Below are 16,568 nucleotides of genomic sequence, written 5' to 3'. Positions count from 1 at the left end.
ACCCACCTGACCCCATGCCGAACTCAGAAGTGAAACAAAACAGCGTCGATGATAGTGTGGATTACCCATGTGAAAGTAGAACATCGCCAGGGCCAAATAAGAGAAACCCGTTGCAGCAATGCGACGGTTTTTTTGCTGTTTGGGATAAAGTACTTCCATGTAGCATCTCCCCTTCGCGCGTCCTTGTGCTCACTTCCTCGAACTGCGAAGCGTGCTTCGGTTTCTCGTCACCCAAACTCAGAAGTGAAACAAAACAGCCGAAGGGTCGGCCCCGGTCAATGATAGTGTGGATTACCCATGTGAAAGTAGAACATCCTACTTCGTAGCGAGCCAGGGCCAAATAAGAGAAACCCGTTGCAGCAATGCGACGGGTTTTTTGCTGTTTGGGGTATAGAAAACCTCGCAAGCCAATTAAAACCTCGCGAGGTAAACTCGCTCCTACCACAGTATCAGCACAGTGAAATATGGTGCGAGGTGGTTTATCCGCCGAGCATTTACAAGCAAGAAGCAGCTATATGGTTTTATGCAATAAGGGCTATAAGGAAGGGTCAATTAACGATATGATGGGCTAAAAAAAGGGGATTTAGCGTGTCATTTCATTTAATTGCACTGTTGGTAATATTTGCATTGTTTGGTACTTCAGCCACTTACCTAATTCGCTTTATGTATAGCTATTGGATTAAGAAGCAGCTTGAAGTGAAGTACATTATTAATGCGAGTATTTGTGCGCTGTTAGTGATGGTGATCTCAGTGATCAATGAGCTTATCCGATAACCTGAGTGCTCATCAGCCTATAGAGGCACAGCCTGACAGGTATGGGCAATACATAGTGTTTGTATTGGCATCACAGGTTCACAATTAACCGCTGGCGCTTTTCCTTTGTTACTCAGCTTTTCTTGCTCTGTAATAGCGCTAACTACTGCTTCTACATCTTGCTCATCAGTATGCTTCGTTGAATAGATCAGGTATTCTCTTGGTCCACCACAGGTTAATCGCTCACCTACTCCAATTACTTTACACTGATAGCTTGCATCACATCCTATATTTGCTCTTATATCGCTGAGTGTATGTGTAGCATTCGAGCGACTTGTTGCATCGCTTGGTGTCATTTCACAGCCAGATAACGCCGCAATTAGTGTGCCGATGCAAGCGAGAGAAATAGCTAACTTCATTATTGCCTCTAGTATGTAGGACGACTATTTTCTAGTTTAACACACTTATTTTCAACGCATTGTGTTGCGGGTTCAATTAAATGCTGACAGATACTCATCATCTGATTTTGCATATTATAGGCGCGCTCTAATGTAGTAATTTGCTCCGCTAACTGCTTAACTTGGGCCTCATCTGCTGATCTTGTTGAATACACTAGATAAGAAGAAGGCCCACCACAGGCACGATCGCCAACGGCAATGACTTTACACTGGGTATCGTTATCACAGCTTTTGTCGGCCACCACGCTTTCCAATGACTGTTTATGGGTTTTGATGTCAGAGGTATCGAGCTTTTTACCATCTTGTTGAATAGGTAAGCTTGCTTCTTTTGATTCTTTAACTTCGGTGTGCTTTTCGCTTACAGGTTTAGTCTCTTGTGCTTTTTGTTCTGTGGTTTCTTTTTTAGTTACTTCTTCTTGGCAACCAAACAGCAAAAAGGTTGCAAGTAAAGTGGGGATCATCTTGTTCATTATATGCTCTCCTAATGTTTGCTAATTAAACTACGCAAGTCCTTAAGGAATAGCAAGCTCTGCAGCCTGCATACACTATATGTGATCGCAGGCTGTGAAGGACAGCGCTATAGACCGCCTTTGGTGAGTTTTTGCGGATCGAGTAATGATTGGAGCTCGTGTTCACTCAGATCGGTTTGCTCAGCAGCGACCTCTATGATTGGACGTCCTTCTTTGTAGGCAAGCTTGGCAATTTGTGCTGCTTTTTCATACCCGATCACAGGATTTAACGCGGTAACTAAAATCGGGTTTTTAGCCAGTGCCTTTTGAATATTCTGCTCATTTACTTTAAAGCTTGAGATAGCTTTGTCCGCAAGTAGCCTCGCGGTATTTGAGAGGATCTCAATGCTTTGCAAAATATTTAATGCAATCACCGGCAACATAACATTCAGCTCAAAATTGCCAGACTGGCCTGCAACACTAATCGTTGCATCATTACCTATCACTTGAGCACTGGCCATTGCAGCCGCTTCTGGAATAACAGGGTTTACTTTACCTGGCATGATTGAAGAGCCTGGTTGTAGCGCCTCAAGTTCGATTTCACCTAGGCCAGCAAGCGGTCCTGAATTCATCCAGCGTAAGTCATTGGCTATCTTCATTTGTGCTACTGCAAAGGTTTTAAGTTGGCCTGAAAGTCCCACAATCGCGTCTTGTGAACCGATATGATAGAAAAAGTTATTGCCTTTACTGAAGCGGATCCCGATGTTAGTGCTCAGGTTTTGGCTAAATAACTTAGCGAACTGTGGATCGGCATTAATACCTGTGCCGACCGCTGTTCCACCTTGACCTAACTCGTAGACTTTTTCTAAGGAATGAACAATGCCCTGACAGGCGTTATCTACTTGCGCTTGCCAGCCACTTAATGTTTGTGCAAAGGTCACCGGCATTGCATCCATCAAGTGCGTACGGCCAGTTTTGACGTGATGGCCAACTTGCTCTGCTTTTTGTTCAATACTACTAGATAAGTGTTTTAGTGCAGGCAGAAGGTCATACACTGCTGTGATTGCACTACTCACGTGAATCGCTGTTGGGATCACATCGTTTGAGCTTTGGCCCATGTTAACGTCATCATTAGGATGAATTGCGACACCGCTTAATTCAGTCGCTAGAGTAGCTATCACTTCGTTGGCATTCATGTTTGAACTGGTACCAGAGCCAGTCTGAAAGACATCCACTGGAAATTGATCTAAGTGTTTGCCATCAATTAGCTGCTGACAGGCACTCACGATTGCTTTTGCTTTATCACTTGATAGATGACCAAGGGATTGATTGGTTTCTGCTGCGGCTTGTTTGATGTAGGCCAATGCTTTGATAAAGCTACCAGGCATTGTGATCCCGCTAATAGGAAAGTTATTTACAGCGCGCTGTGTTTGCGCCTTGTAGAGCGCATGCTCAGGAACATCTAATGTTCCCATACTATCGGATTCTTGACGAAATGTAGTCATCGTTGCTCCTAATAAAAAGGGTTAAACTGCTGGCAGGTTTGGCACGCATCTCGCTGGAGCTTCAAAAATTGCTGTGACGAAGTATGGTGATGTTTATAAAACCGTTTTAGTGCCAACAAAGGCTTAAATAATTGATCCATGCATTGTTTACGTATGGCGGTATCAACGAGTGGATCGGCAATCTGTTCTAACAGTTCGGACAATGTATTTTTAAGATAAAGCTCTTGCAGCAGCGGGTTATTATGGCGCTCGTACCATTTTGCCATGCTTATGCCTGCCGAAATATATTCCGCAACCAAGAGCGGCGCCTCGAGTTGTGGTCGCTGGCAGTGGCGATTAAGCTTCGCACGATAAGTTTGTAATAAAGTAGCTAGCTGCATAAATACAAAACCAAACGATGTAATGATAATGGTTATCATTACATCGTTTGGTTGGCAATTCAAGCTTTAGTATTCGCACTGCCAAACAATTTGTTTAGCATTCACCATAGCAGCTCACTATGAGTCTGAAATGAATTTAAGAAAGTGTGATTGAGCTTATACCAATTGCACTAAGTCTCCAATCAATTTGAAGGGTGAAATACCATATTAGCGTCGTTAAAAATTTCTCATTTAGAACAACTAAATAGCAAAATTTTTGCCTAGCTACTAAAGTTATTTCTCCGCTTCAAATAGCTCATTTACCTAATACAATTGGTATTAATTATAGCCGAGGAGATATTGCTGTTCTGAATGCTCTTTCTCTTGTTCTTCGAGTTGCATCAGGTTGGCGACTTCTTGTCGGTAAGCGCGACTTTTCGTGAAGGTATTTTTACGCTTCTTCAGAACAAGTCCTTCGCTTTTAAGTTGGCTTGGCATTTGGGTGATCTCTGAAATTTTCATGCTCGCTTCTCCTCTTAGTACTCTTTAAACTTAGCAGAAGTTGTACCAAAATAAATTTCTTTTCTAATTTTAATTGCTTAGTAGAAGTTTTAGCTATTTGCCTTGCAATTGAGATAAATTCTTGCCTCAATGAGGCGCATAAATCGATCAAAATAGTGCAAACGAAATGACAAAACCTTACTCTCAAGCGTGTGAAAACAATAAACGGCCAATATTAGAAAAGCTCACTCCCTATCTAAATAAACCGTTGAAAGTGCTAGAGGTAGGCTCTGGTACGGGTCAGCATGCTGTGCACTTTGCTGCGGCGTTACCGCATTTAACGTGGCAGACGGCGGACAGGGAGATTAATCACGCAGGTATTCAAGCGTGGCTTGATGATGCAGAATTAGAAAATACTTTACCGCCATTGGCGCTAGACTTACACCATGCGTGGCCTGTTAATCAGCGTTATGATGTGATCTATACCGCTAATACCTTGCACATTGTGTCATCAACGCTCGTTGAGCGCTTAATCGCAGGAGTAGGACGACACCTTAAAGAAAGCGGCTACCTGATAGTTTATGGGCCGTTTAATTATCAAGGTGAATTTACCAGCGAGAGTAACCGAGAGTTTGATGCGTATTTAAAATCGCAAGACAAAGAGAGTGGCATTCGCGATCAAGAATGGGTATTGGCGCTTGCAGCAGAGCAAGGACTTACACTACAGCAAGACTATGCGATGCCGGCTAATAATCGCTTATTGGTGTTTAAACGGTAGTTTTGCTTGGCACTCGGTAAAGTAATGCTCGAGTGTGTCAGCTTCGCGCTTGGTAAAATCCTCAAGCGCTTGTTGAAAGTCAGGTTGAAATAAGCGGTGATACGATTGCCTCCACACCGGCTCAAAACCCCTCACTAACTTGTGCTCACCTTGAGCGCCCGCGTCAAAGACTGCAAGCTGATTAGCAATGGCGTACTCTATGCCTTGATAGTAACACAGCTCAAAATGCAAAAAGTCGTAACTATCCTCAATTGCGCCCCAATAGCGACCATACAAGGTATCGCCATCCACAAGATATAAACTGGTGGCGATAATTTCGTGGTTTAAGTAAGCGCAGCAAAGACGAAGCTTATCTGGCATCGAGGTGATAACTTGCTGAAAAAAATCGCGAGAGAGATAGCCGTGGTGTCGCGAACGTTTAAGGTAGGTGAGTTGGTAGCTGAGAAAAAACGCATCAAGTTGTGCTGTGCTTATTTCTCTGCCAACAGTCCATCTTATGTTAATACCTTGGGCGGTCACAGCTTGGCGTTCTTTCATGACCATTTTACGCTTTCTTGATGTGAGTCGTGCGAGAAAATCATCGAACTCGGCGTAACCTCTATTATGCCAATGAAATTGCACATTGCGGCGCATCGTTAAATGACTTTGAGTGAGAAAATCGCTTTCACGACAAAAATTAATATGGACTCCACTAATGCCTAGTTGGGCGAGGCTCGTGAGCGTAGCGTCAATATATTCAAGCAAGCAAGAAGATAGACGTTTAGTTAATATTCTTGGCCCTTGAGTTGGCGTAAAGGGGGCGCCACACAGCCATTTCGGATAGTAATCAAATCCATGACGCTCGTAGGCTTCAGCAAAAGCCCAATCAAAAACGTACTCGCCATAAGAATGCGATTTAATATAGCCTGGTAAAATTGCAATCAACTCGCCCTGGCGTTCAATCATTAAGTGATGCGGTATCCAGCCAGTCTCTTTGCTGGTGCAGCCGCTCAACTCTAATGCAAGCAGCCACGCGTAGCTCGTAAATACATGTGATGGTGAAACACAGTCCCACTGTGCTGCTGTCACTTCAGTCAGAGAATGAATAAACCTGTGTTGGTACTCAGTCATTGTGGCGGTCAAAAAATGTGAGCAGTGCTTGCTCAAAGTTGCCGTAATCAGGGTTAAACGTGATCCGCGCAAGAGCGGTGTATTGCATCATGCTTTTCTCGTGACGCTCGCCAAAATGAACGGTTTTACCTGTGCGGCAGTTGATGAAGGCTTGGTCTTCTAAGTGGTAACTGGTGCAATTACGATAAGGCCCTTTGCGGCCGTAAAAAATATGTTCAGGCGGCTGCAAAATACCAATATGAGACATATCGACAATGTTGTCGGCTTTCACGCTCCGATAATTCACACCTTGCTTAGTCGATGGCGTTTCCGAATAGATAAATTGGGTCAACGTTGACTTAGGCTGCCACTTTTCTAGCAGCTTTGCCGTTGCATGATTGTCTATGGTGGTATCGACATCGCTATAGCTGATAAACATCGGTACATCTGGCAAAGTGGTGAGTGATTTGAGTGGCGCCATAGCCTGATGGGCTAACGTTGCGCCATGCCATGGGAAAGATTCATATTTGGCGAAATCCAAATCTGCGTCTTCATCTATCCAATTGACAAATGGCACGTAATCAATCCATTTGGCTAGCCAACCGTTCTTATTATGTGGCTCCGTAGCGGGTGAGATAAGTGCAACAGAGCCTAAATTATTGGGCTTGTGCTTCGCTATGCTACTCAGCACTATGGCGGCACCAGTGGAATAACCAAGTACGGAAAAATGCTTAAAATCTTGGCTCGTCTGTGCGATGGCATAATCCGTATGAGTTTGCCAATCGTCAATATCAACTTCGGTTAAATCGCTTGGTGCAGTCGCGTGGCCTGGCAGTAACATGGTTCTGACATTGTATCCTGCTTCATAGAGCGCTGCCGCAAGGTAGTGAAAAGTAAAAGGAGAATCGGTCAGACCATGGATAAGTAAAATGGCGTGATCTCTGTTGTCATGCTCAAGTGAAAATGGCGCAATTAAGTCACTTACCTTAGGGGTTGTCAGGTTGAGTAATGTTGCAGTGGGCGTCATTAACGGGCACGGCAGTGTTGCGCGGGGATTGCGGCTTTCAATAATTTGCTTAGTCGAACGAATATAATCGTTATAGTTTTTTATATTCGCTATATCGACGGTGACAGGGCCTTTATCGATTGCTTTGCGGAATAATCCCGACGCTTTGCTCTCGGTGAATAGCGACATATCACTCACTTGGGTAACACAGTCTTGTGCGATGATCAAAGGTGAGCCAAGCAGGCTAAAAGCAAGTACTGTGGAGGTAAGGTAGTGGCGCATAGTCGGTCCTTATGAGCATAAAATCACATGCAGTATAGCGAGAACAGGTGACGATAAAAATGGTTAGCGGATCGGTAATATGCGTTTCGCAAAAGTTTGCTTGAGGACAATCGTTGATTCAATCCCGCTAATCACCTTACAGGCGCCCAGTTGATGTTTGGCAAATTGTTCATAGCTGGGCAAATCCTTTGCTACGATTTCCAATAGGTAATCATGACTTCCGGAGATCACTGAACAGCTGATCACCTGATCTTCAGATTCCACGTGTTGTTCAAATAAATGCGCTGCGGTTGCGGTATTTTCACTGAGTTTTATAAATGCATAAACCAAAATACTTAGGTCAACTTGCGCTCTATCCAGTGCCGCATGATAGCCTGAAATGACTCCTGTATCTTGCAAGCGTTTTACGCGTCGAAGACAGGGAGTATCGGAAAGGTTTGCCTTTTCGGCGAGTGAGGCATTACTCAAACGTGCATTATGCTGCAAGGCGTTAAGGAGCAATTTGTCCTTGGCATCTAGATTTACCGACATAAACCAAATAAAAGAGTGATTCTTGCTAATCAGTATTAAACTTTTAGAGAAAATTGGCAAATTATGCTCGTGGTGATTTGCTAGCCTTAACTGTGGAATAATCACGAGAAGTAATAATGAGTCCATTAGCCGTACAATTTGACGCTTGGATTAGAGGTCCGTTTGTGGACCTTAACGACAAGCTTGAACATCTTTATTGGCAGCAACAGGATAAAGCAAACGTTGAAGGCGTTGGTGAAACGCTAAAAGCACAGTTATTAGAAGAAGGTAATCAACTGATCCAAGCCTTGCTAGAAGAAGGTAATACCGACGAAGGCTTTGAGCAAGCATTCGACTTACTCGGTAACGTTGGTCTATTTATGGCTGCATGCAGACGCCACGAAATTACCGAGCCAAGCCGTGAAAGGGTGTCTCCACTAACACAAGCATCGGCACTGGCTATGCACATCGGTGCCTCTTTGGGAGTTACGCCGCGCTTCGCAACGGCTCATCTCACCACACACAACCGGGCAATCAACGGCGTGTATAAGCGCTTTACCTCTCATCCGGCAGAGCGCTTATTCATCGACTACAATACTCAGGCCATTCTTGCCTATAAACGTGCGTCCGAATCGCTAATGAAGGTACATCATTTGGGAATTTCTCATCCCATGTCATTGGTGCTACTCAAACAAGTTAAGCAAGCGCTGCTTGAGGTCATAGAGTCTAATCGAGAGTTATTTAAGGAGCTGGATACCGAGGCATTCTTTTACGTTGTACGACCCTATTACAAACCTTACCGAGTTGGTAAAGAGATCTATCGTGGTGCAAACGCTGGAGATTTTGCGGGTATCAATGTTATCGATATGATGTTGGGGTTATGCCCGGCTAATGACATTAGTTATGGTCAAATGCTGGTGGAAAAATTCCTCTATATGATGCCAGAAGACCAAGCAATCCTGCGTGAATGCATGCGTACGCCTAATTTAATGGATGCGTTTCTGAGTGCATTGAAAGGGCCGAAAAGTGATTGGTTTGGCCCTGCCTGTAGCTTGTTTATACAAGTGTGTAAGCTGCATGGAGATACGGCCATACAACATCACAATCAACTCGTCGAAAAGTATATCGCCAAACCTTCGCAGGCAATGCAGCAACAGCACTTAAGCAAAGTGACCGCCAGTGGTCCACCGATTGAAGTCTTACTCAAAGAACTCGCAGACCTAAGAGATAGGCGAGCTGCTGCCGAGCGCGATGATATCTTTACTCGGCATCATGATTTAAAACGATTACGCCAAGCAATAGGGGTTAAGCATGAAGCAATATAGGGATGATTTTCACCTGCCTACGGGTCACTATTTATTGAGTCATTCCGTTGGTCGTGTGTTGAAATCTGCAGCGGAAGATTTTCATCAGCAATTTATGGTGCCGTGGCAACAACAAAATCAAGAGCCTTGGCAGCAGTGGCTAAGTGGAATTGATCGCTTTACCTCAGCCCTAGCTTCCCTATTACACACCGATGCGCGCCTGTTTTGTCCGCAAACAAACCTTTCCAGTGGTTTAACGAAATGGGCGATGAGTTTGCCAGAAACTGGCATTCGCAAAGTACGCGTATTGATGAGTGAGCAAGACTTCCCCAGCATGGGATTTGCGTTACAAAACGCGCTGGACAATATTGAGATTGTCTATGTTCCCGAAGCGATGAATATGCACGACCTAAGTGTGTGGCAGCAATATATTGACGAGCAAATTGACTGGGTATTTGTCAGTCATGTTTATTCAAACAGCGGTCAGCAGGCGCCTGTCGCTGACATCATTAGCCTTGCTAACCAATATGGCTGTCGAAGCATTATTGATATTGCTCAGTCACTTAGTGTATTACCAATAAATTTAAGCGAGTGGGGCGCGGATTGCGTTATCGGCTCTTGTGTGAAATGGAGCTGCGGTGGCCCTGGCGCCGGTTTTATTTGGGTGAATGAAGATGTCTTGCCTTATTGCGAGCCAAAAGATGTTGGCTGGTTTTCGCATCAAAATCCATTCGAGTTTGATATTCATCATTTTGCGCTGAGTGAAAGTGCGCTGCGTTTTTGGGGCGGTACACCAAGTGTGGCACCTTATATCTATGCGGGGCACAGCCTTGGCTATTTTGCCGAGCTTGGGATTGAGCAAGTAAGAGCGTACAACTTTGCTTTGTTATCTGAGTTACAAGCGGCATTGCCTGAATTTTATCGTTCTCCTACAGCGCAGAGTGCTTGCTCGGGGACAGCTATTTTGCATTTTGGCTCGCGGCATGAGTCAGTGATGGAGCAGCTTAAGCGAGCAGGCATTGCTGTGGATAATCGTCGCTACGGTATTCGTGTCTCACCACATATTTATAATAGTCAGGAGGACATCGCGCAGTTGGTGCAGGTTATCAACGAAAGCTAGTTTCCTAATCCTAGTGCTTTTTTGGTCTTCTTCTTCACCGAGCGCCAATGTGTCATTGGCTGCTTGGGCGCGCGCGCTATCAGTGCGTTGAAATCAATTTCTTCTGCAAGTACCTCTCCTTGATGCGCCAAGAGCACGGAGTTGGGTTGTAGTGCCTTTACTTTGGCAAGAGATTGGCGATACAAGCGTGGATAGAATACCGGAAAAGGCGCAACAAATTGCCCTTTCACTTTTACCGTCAAATCCGCCACATAGATGCGCTTACTGGGGAGATGATACAAGCTCAAATCTCTATCCGTATGACCGGGTGTGTGTATCGCTTGCCATTCGTTAAAGTGGGGCAAGCTATCACCATCGGCTAGGTAAAAGTCTGGTGATAATTGTCTTGGGTACCAAAGATTGCGTTTGGCCTTGCGCTTTCTCCCTGCAACCCAAAGTGCCAGTGCCATATCGGAGAGGTGCATCATGACCCCATCAATACCACGATACCACTGACTGGGGGCATTTGCGGCCGCAATCTTTGCGCCCGTGAGTTTTTTGAGTTTGTGCGCGCCACCGGCATGATCTGGGTGCATATGCGTGACCACAATCAGCTTGAGTGCGCTTAGTGGCTTTTGCAGTTGTTGGATGTAGTTGCAGACCAACTCAACATCGGCACGACAGCAACCATCGAGTAACAGCAGGCCCGTTTCGTGTTCAACCAGATAAATATGTTGAATATAGCCTTCTAAGACATGGATTTTCATTAGTCACACTCATTTCCCCAATCAGATCTCAACATAGCATAGGTTGAAGACATCTGACCAGTTGTGTGTGGAAGTGATAAATCGCAGACATAAAAAAACCGCAATTAAGCGGTTTTCTTATAAGTGATGGCGGAGAAGGAGGGATTCGAACCCTCGATAGGGCTACAAACCCTATACTCCCTTAGCAGGGGAGCGCCTTCAGCCACTCGGCCACCTCTCCGGCGCAATACTTTAAAAATGGCGGAGAGATAGGGATTTGAACCCTAGATACGCTATTAACGTATGCCGGTTTTCAAGACCGGTGCTTTCAACCACTCAGCCATCTCTCCATGGGCAAAGATAATACTTAGCGATTTAGGCGCTGTAAACCGTTTTTAAACTGTTTGCTTAAAAAATGTGCTAAAAGTGAGGTTTTTTTAAAATTGTGCTAGAAATTAGCGGTTTGACGAAGAGGTTTTGTACAAAAATGCTGGTTGAAGTGGTGCTTTTATGGTCTATTGAAACAAATGCTGACGAGAGCATGGCGGGTTGGGACGCCATGCTCTGTGCAGACTTACTTATACATAATCACGTCTTTTAACGCTAAGTGTTGACCACATACTGCCAACCACTTCGTCCAATTGATACGACGTTGTTTAGTTGGTTGTGTTTGGTTAAACGTGTTTTGTGATGGGCTGCAAGGTGCAGCTGAATTAAGCATGTCTGGCTCCTAATAAGCAATGATTGAAAACAAGGCTATTTTGCACGCAATCTGTTTAAATTTAAAACGATAAAAATTGATGTTTTCGGATAAAAATAACTAATGAATTAATGATTTATTCATTTTTGTTTCAATGGGTTTTTTGCATGTTTATGCATGGCTTTGATTGTCTTGGTTAGGCTGTAACCCAATTAATATGGGTGTTTGTGGTTTTTGTTTTTGATTTTTGGTTTTAGTTTTGGTTTTTTATTCATATAAGTTGAGTTTTTGTATTTAAGGGTTTTTATGCTGGTGGTAGTCAACCCTTTAGCGGGTGCTGAGGGGAAAGCGCAAATTGCATGGTTAAAGCAACAATTAACACAACAACAGTTGACGGCAACTTGGTTTAATACCACTGGAAACTTTGTCGCAGATAGGGACGCAATTGCTCAAGCTGCTACGGCGGGAGTTAGCGTGGTGGTGATTGGGGGGGATGGCACGTTGCATCTAGTCGCCAATGCCATTGCTGAGCGGGATAACACGCTTGCGTTGCTGCCTGCGGGGACTGGCAACGATTTTGCTCGGCAGTTTAATTATTCCAAAGCACAGTGGCGAGCAGCTGTATTTTCAGATCAGGTCACAACTATTGATTTGGGTAAAGTGGACGGGCGCTGGTTTGTCAATGTTGCTGGGATTGGCTTTAACGCGCATGTCATGAATAACTTAGGACAAACCAAACGTTTAGGTAAGCTGAGCTATACCTGTGCGGGACTAATGTCGCTGTTTACTGCCAAACTCATTCGCTATCACAGCAATACGTGGCCTGAGCAGGGTATGATGTTGTTACTTGCGAATGGCAAACACTTTGGGGCAGGGTTAACTCCCGCTCCTATGGCTTGCCTTGATGACGGTCAGCTGGAGCTACTGTGGTTCACGCCGCAAACGCATTGGCAGCGGGTGATATTGTTTGTCAATATGCTGCTTAAACGTCATATGGGTACAAGAAATGTGCACCACGGCCGCATTGCAGAGCTTTTTATCGAACAAGAGGGTTATGACATTGAGGCTGATGGTGAGATTGTTGGGCGCACGCCTGCGACGATAACCTGCTGCCGCCGAGCTCTGAGCATAAAAAAAGCGCCATTATAAAATGGCGCTGAAAAGTAAGAAGCTAAAGCATTGGTAAGACTTCAACTTCTAACTGGGGACCGAATGGACAACCAAGCGTAGATGCGATTTAAAGGCGTGAGTACAATCGCATTACCTAGGATGACCAAAATAAACCCAATAAAGGTGTTTTGCTGCCACTCAAAGCCTTCAAATAAGGTACTCAAGACCACGGCAACAAAAGGAAATAACACTATCAAATAACTCGCTTTCTCAGGCCCAATATTCTTGAGTAGTGAGAAATAACAACCAAAGGCAATGACGGTGCCAAACACGCTGAGATAAATCAGAGACCACCAATATGATGCCGGCGCTTGGTTGATAAACTGATGTTCACTAAAGGCGACATAGGTTGCTAACATGACAGCGCTGTAAAGCATGCCCCACGCATTTCCCGCCATAACATCAATTTGCTGATTGGAATTGCGTACGCTCACCATATTACCGAGTGACGCGACCACTGTTCCTAATAGAGCTAATGATAATCCCAAGAAGGCCTCGCTTTGCAAATCAAATGCGACCAAATCGTGCCAAAACAAGCTGACTATCCCAAGCGTGCCCAGTGATGCACCAAAGTAAATTCGCTTTGCAATAGGTTTGGCAAAAAACAACTTAGTGTTGACGATGTTAACGACCAATAATAATGAAAACGCAATTGATGCCATCGCTGACGTTAAATGTGCCTGAGCCCAATACAAGAAGAGATAGTTAGCACCAAAATTACACAGCGCTAAGAGGATGAAAAAGCCGTGATCTCGGCGAGAAAATCGCATTGGCACACGCTTATAGATGACAAACGCCCACATACAAACCGCGGCGAGGCCAAAGCGGTAAAACAGCGACACGAACTCGTTGATGCTGCCAAGTTGGTATTCAATGGCAAGCCATGTTGATCCCCAAATCAACACAGTGATGGCGTAAAGAAATAGATTTTTCATGATCGGCTCTAGATTCAAACAGCAGTGGAAGTATGTAGTTTACGCTGTTATTCTGTATAAGCTATATACAGAATTTACTAATTTATACCTATACAGATTATTGCTTATGAGTACCGTTATTCAACGCCAACATTCCGCCTTTCTCTATCAGCAGGTGATCCAAATGATCTTGTCGATGGCAGAACAAGAGTCCATTTTACCGGGCGAAAAGCTTCCCTCATTGCGTGTTATGGCGCAAAACTTAAATGTCAGTATCCCAACGGTAAAGCAGGCCTATCAAGCACTTGAAGATCAAGGAAAAGTCATTGCCAAAGAGAAATCCGGCTACTTTTTATGCCACAGAGCTTCGCACAACGACTCTCCGAAGCGTGCACGATTGCCCGCCAAACCTGTAGTGGTTAACAAGCAGGCGCTGATTGAACAAGTGTATAAGGGGATCCATCAGCCGCATGCAATCCCCTTAGGTATCGCTAACCCCATCGCCATTGCTGGTACTGAGCAGGTTCTTGCCAAAATTATGCGCCGCGCAATGAAAGAAGCAGGGAATGAACTCATTAATTATGGCCCTATGGACGGTTTAGATAGTTTAAAAAAGCAAATCGTGCGGCGTTATTTGGATATGGGCTTAGCAATAGACATGGATGAAGTGGTGATCACCAATGGCGCGCAAGAAGCATTGGCGATTGCGTTACAAGCGGTAACCAAGCCCGGAGACGTGATAGCGATTGAATCTCCCTGTTATTTTGGCATTGTTGAACTGGCTGAAAACTTAGGGTTAAAGGCCATTGAAATACCTGTTTGCCCGGATGATGGCATTTGGCTGAGCGACCTTGAACGGGCACTTGAAAAGCATGATATTCGAGCGTGTGTGTTTTCTACCAGTATTAGTAACCCGCTTGGTAGCTTTATGCCAGATACGAGACGTGCGCAGTTGGTGGCACTATTAGAGCAACGTGACGTGGTGTTGATAGAGGACGATGTGTATGGTGATTTATATTTTACCGAGCAGCGCGGCATACCGGCACAAGCATTTAGCCAAAAAGGCTTAGTGATCACATGTGCGTCATTTTCAAAAACCGCAGCGCCCAGCTATCGAGTGGGTTGGATGGTCGCCAGTCAATTTAGTGCAAAAGCAAAGCGCATAAAACGTGCGTTGAGTTGTTCGTCATCTTTAATGAATCAATGGGCTCTGGCGGACTTTCTCAGCTCCGGAGGCTACGAGCGCCATTTAAAGTTGGTCCGTAAACGGTTAATTGAGAATCGAGATCGTATGATCCAAGCGGTGAATGTTGCATTTGGTAGTGAGGTAAGAGTCAGTCGCCCGCAAGGCGGTTGTGTGCTGTGGCTAGACTTAGGTAAGCACGTTGATGGTGCCTTGTTGTTCCAAAAAGCCTTGGAGTGCGGGATCAGTATTACGCCTGGTACGTTATTTAGTGCCAGCAAAAAGTATCAAAATTGTATACGTATCAGTTATGGTTTGCCGTGGGATGCGTCGGTAGAGCAAGCGATTAAAACGCTGGGGGAGTTGGCTGATGCACAAAGGAAAGGGTTGGCATAACGTATCCTGAATTAAAAGTAAGTTATGCCAACGTCAGATTATTTAAATTTAAACAGTTGGTACTCTGACATTGCGGGAATAGACTTTGCGACAATGGCTTCGTTTTTCGCTATTTGTTCAAAGTCGCCACACAGTGCGTCTGCTTTTTTCTCAATAGATTCTGCCTGTTGTTCAACTTTGGTTTCGATTTGTGTTGCGAAGTTTTCCATACGCTGTTCAAAGCTGCTCATATCACCGTTTGCATCTGACATTTCGTTGCCAATCGCAACCAGTAAGCTACCTATCGATTGCATCATGGCACCTTGTACTGCAGTCTCGATTTTTTCTTCAAACTGATTATCGAAATTTTGGCCAAACTCATCAAAGGTTTGCTTGCCCATCACAAACGCACCTTGCTGATAAAACGTATTTTGCACTTCTGTTTCGAGGTCATCGATCACAGCATGGATGCTATCTAAACTGGTTAAATTAAAGGTTTGCGCCACTTCATTAAGGGCAACGCCCGCTAGTTTTATGCCTTCAAAAGCAATATCAGCCACTTGTGGTAGGCGGCCTCTTAGTTCATCACCGTATTGCGTGAGCATCGTTTTTTGCTGTGTATTAAGTGCGATGCGCTCGCCATTGAGTGTCAGTTCGCCAAGGTTGTTGATCTCAGCTGTTTTGTTTTTGGCTGTTGTGATCACCAAGTTATCAGGCGTGATCCTAACGTCATTTTGAAATTCTACTTCACAATTGTCACCGCTAAACGTGATGTTATTTTTTTCGTGTGCAGCGACAGTGGTTGTCATCATTGTTGCTGCTGTTAGTAGTAAAATTTTATTCATGGTCGATCCTTATTGGCTCAGTTGCATGATTATTGTTACAAGAACAATGCCAAATATAAACTCAAATAAAATCAATATATTGTATTTTATTGTTGAAAGTTAATGTGCTCTAAAAGTGATGAAATTGACTAAAATATAGTTGTTTTTGTCAAAATGAATTAAGCAATAAAAAATTTTTATTGTAAGGATAAGAAACTCTCACTTTTCAGAATGACAATTTAGCGCTAAATAGTGATCTTGAGAGACGGCTCTCATTTTATTAATGACTATTTTATTTTGGAGTTAGTTGTGGGTAAGACATTCTCTTACGATGCGCTTGATGATGATTTTGCAGACGATGAATTTGAAAAGTTGGGTCGTAACCAACATGATAAGCAAAAGCGTAAAGTCAAAAGAAAGCTAGACGACTACTTAGAGCAAAAACGCCTACGTAGAAATCTAGGCGATGATGATTTCGACTATATTGATGATTGATCACTAGACGTCATCTACGAGTCTAGCACTGACAGTAATTCAATTTGGCTGTGTGATTAAGCAGGGCT

The 16,568-nt window shown here is 44.2% G+C and carries 19 protein-coding genes and 2 tRNA genes; 7 read left to right on the top strand and 14 right to left on the bottom strand.

Annotated elements, in window-relative coordinates; translation table 11 throughout:
• The first annotated feature begins 588 nt into the window (after window positions 1-588).
• Window positions 589-774: a hypothetical protein gene (locus NH462_RS20385; RefSeq protein ID WP_010378060.1), complete on the top strand. Its 186-nt coding sequence runs from the start codon at window positions 589-591 to the stop codon at window positions 772-774.
• 17 nt (window positions 775-791) lie between these two features.
• On the opposite strand, the gene NH462_RS20380 is transcribed toward NH462_RS20385, so the two are convergent.
• From NH462_RS20380 to NH462_RS20360, 5 genes are all read right to left on the bottom strand, one after another.
• Entirely contained in the window at window positions 792-1,172 is a 381-nt protein-coding gene (locus NH462_RS20380) for a hypothetical protein (protein ID WP_010378061.1), read from the bottom strand.
• A gap of 8 nt (window positions 1,173-1,180) precedes the next feature.
• Window positions 1,181-1,681, bottom strand: coding sequence for a hypothetical protein (locus NH462_RS20375; protein WP_253107595.1), 501 nt, complete (start codon window positions 1,679-1,681; stop codon window positions 1,181-1,183).
• Between the two features lie 107 nt (window positions 1,682-1,788).
• Window positions 1,789-3,165 (bottom strand): class II fumarate hydratase, encoded by a 1,377-nt coding sequence (locus NH462_RS20370; RefSeq protein ID WP_253107592.1) that lies wholly within the window; start codon window positions 3,163-3,165, stop codon window positions 1,789-1,791.
• A gap of 8 nt (window positions 3,166-3,173) precedes the next feature.
• A complete protein-coding gene (locus NH462_RS20365) occupies window positions 3,174-3,584 on the bottom strand; it encodes a hypothetical protein (RefSeq protein ID WP_010378067.1) in 411 nt (136 codons plus the stop codon).
• 279 nt (window positions 3,585-3,863) lie between these two features.
• Window positions 3,864-4,046, bottom strand: a complete 183-nt coding sequence (locus tag NH462_RS20360; protein WP_010378070.1) for a hypothetical protein — start codon at window positions 4,044-4,046, stop codon at window positions 3,864-3,866.
• A gap of 166 nt (window positions 4,047-4,212) precedes the next feature.
• Here NH462_RS20360 and NH462_RS20355 point away from each other — a divergent pair, with 166 nt between their 5' ends.
• Window positions 4,213-4,803: a DUF938 domain-containing protein gene (locus NH462_RS20355; RefSeq protein ID WP_088529475.1), complete on the top strand. Its 591-nt coding sequence runs from the start codon at window positions 4,213-4,215 to the stop codon at window positions 4,801-4,803.
• On the opposite strand, the gene NH462_RS20350 is transcribed toward NH462_RS20355, so the two are convergent.
• The 3 genes from NH462_RS20350 to NH462_RS20340 all read right to left on the bottom strand — a co-directional run bounded on the left by NH462_RS20350 (window position 4,783) and on the right by NH462_RS20340 (window position 7,711).
• The gene (locus tag NH462_RS20350; protein ID WP_253107585.1) at window positions 4,783-5,913 is read right to left on the bottom strand and encodes a GNAT family N-acetyltransferase; all 1,131 of its coding nucleotides are present in this window, start codon (window positions 5,911-5,913) and stop codon (window positions 4,783-4,785) included. The two genes, NH462_RS20355 and NH462_RS20350, sit on opposite strands and share 21 nt — an antisense overlap.
• The gene (locus NH462_RS20345) at window positions 5,906-7,180 is read right to left on the bottom strand and encodes an alpha/beta fold hydrolase (protein ID WP_010378075.1); all 1,275 of its coding nucleotides are present in this window, start codon (window positions 7,178-7,180) and stop codon (window positions 5,906-5,908) included. The genes NH462_RS20350 and NH462_RS20345 overlap by 8 nt, the downstream gene beginning before the upstream one ends.
• A 63-nt stretch (window positions 7,181-7,243) precedes the next feature.
• Window positions 7,244-7,711, bottom strand: a complete 468-nt coding sequence (locus tag NH462_RS20340; RefSeq protein ID WP_026001098.1) for an Lrp/AsnC family transcriptional regulator — start codon at window positions 7,709-7,711, stop codon at window positions 7,244-7,246.
• Between the two features lie 116 nt (window positions 7,712-7,827).
• Between NH462_RS20340 and NH462_RS20335 the strand changes: the two genes are divergently transcribed.
• Together NH462_RS20335 and NH462_RS20330 are read left to right on the top strand one after the other, a co-directional pair.
• Window positions 7,828-9,015 carry a monodechloroaminopyrrolnitrin synthase PrnB family protein gene (locus NH462_RS20335; RefSeq protein ID WP_253107583.1) on the top strand — a complete coding sequence of 396 codons (1,188 nt, stop codon included), beginning with the start codon at window positions 7,828-7,830 and terminating at the stop codon, window positions 9,013-9,015.
• Window positions 9,002-10,114: an aminotransferase class V-fold PLP-dependent enzyme gene (locus NH462_RS20330; RefSeq protein ID WP_253107582.1), complete on the top strand. Its 1,113-nt coding sequence runs from the start codon at window positions 9,002-9,004 to the stop codon at window positions 10,112-10,114. Before NH462_RS20335 ends, NH462_RS20330 begins: the two co-directional genes overlap by 14 nt.
• Here the strand turns inward: NH462_RS20330 and NH462_RS20325 are convergent.
• The 4 genes from NH462_RS20325 to NH462_RS20310 all read right to left on the bottom strand — a co-directional run bounded on the left by NH462_RS20325 (window position 10,111) and on the right by NH462_RS20310 (window position 11,560).
• Window positions 10,111-10,860 (bottom strand): MBL fold metallo-hydrolase, encoded by a 750-nt coding sequence (locus NH462_RS20325; RefSeq protein WP_010378083.1) that lies wholly within the window; start codon window positions 10,858-10,860, stop codon window positions 10,111-10,113. The genes NH462_RS20330 and NH462_RS20325 overlap by 4 nt on opposite strands.
• A gap of 127 nt (window positions 10,861-10,987) precedes the next feature.
• Window positions 10,988-11,080: transfer RNA gene (locus tag NH462_RS20320), tRNA-Ser, on the bottom strand.
• Between the two features lie 18 nt (window positions 11,081-11,098).
• Window positions 11,099-11,189 (bottom strand) — tRNA-Ser (locus NH462_RS20315).
• A gap of 224 nt (window positions 11,190-11,413) precedes the next feature.
• Window positions 11,414-11,560 (bottom strand): hypothetical protein, encoded by a 147-nt coding sequence (locus NH462_RS20310; RefSeq protein WP_017219379.1) that lies wholly within the window; start codon window positions 11,558-11,560, stop codon window positions 11,414-11,416.
• A 285-nt stretch (window positions 11,561-11,845) separates the two neighbouring features.
• Here NH462_RS20310 and NH462_RS20305 point away from each other — a divergent pair, with 285 nt between their 5' ends.
• A complete protein-coding gene (locus NH462_RS20305; RefSeq protein WP_253107580.1) occupies window positions 11,846-12,688 on the top strand; it encodes a YegS/Rv2252/BmrU family lipid kinase in 843 nt (280 codons plus the stop codon).
• 41 nt (window positions 12,689-12,729) lie between these two features.
• Here the strand turns inward: NH462_RS20305 and NH462_RS20300 are convergent, their stop codons facing one another.
• Complete coding sequence (locus NH462_RS20300; RefSeq protein WP_253107578.1) at window positions 12,730-13,644, bottom strand: DMT family transporter; 915 nt, start codon at window positions 13,642-13,644, stop codon at window positions 12,730-12,732.
• Between NH462_RS20300 and NH462_RS20295 the strand changes: the two genes are divergently transcribed.
• On the top strand, window positions 13,643-15,202 hold the full coding sequence (locus NH462_RS20295; RefSeq protein WP_010378090.1) for a PLP-dependent aminotransferase family protein: 1,560 nt from the start codon (window positions 13,643-13,645) through the stop codon (window positions 15,200-15,202). The genes NH462_RS20300 and NH462_RS20295 overlap by 2 nt on opposite strands.
• A 38-nt stretch (window positions 15,203-15,240) precedes the next feature.
• On the opposite strand, the gene NH462_RS20290 is transcribed toward NH462_RS20295, so the two are convergent.
• Window positions 15,241-16,026: a DUF2884 family protein gene (locus tag NH462_RS20290; RefSeq protein WP_010378093.1), complete on the bottom strand. Its 786-nt coding sequence runs from the start codon at window positions 16,024-16,026 to the stop codon at window positions 15,241-15,243.
• A gap of 288 nt (window positions 16,027-16,314) precedes the next feature.
• Here NH462_RS20290 and NH462_RS20285 point away from each other — a divergent pair, with 288 nt between their 5' ends.
• On the top strand, window positions 16,315-16,500 hold the full coding sequence (locus tag NH462_RS20285; protein ID WP_010604204.1) for a PA3496 family putative envelope integrity protein: 186 nt from the start codon (window positions 16,315-16,317) through the stop codon (window positions 16,498-16,500).
• Window positions 16,501-16,568 lie beyond the last annotated feature (68 nt).

Origin of the sequence: Pseudoalteromonas sp. OANN1 (genome assembly GCF_024124685.1) — a bacterium.
GTDB classification, from domain to species: domain Bacteria; phylum Pseudomonadota; class Gammaproteobacteria; order Enterobacterales; family Alteromonadaceae; genus Pseudoalteromonas; species Pseudoalteromonas piscicida.
This window is presented reverse-complemented; position numbering and strand designations above follow the sequence as displayed.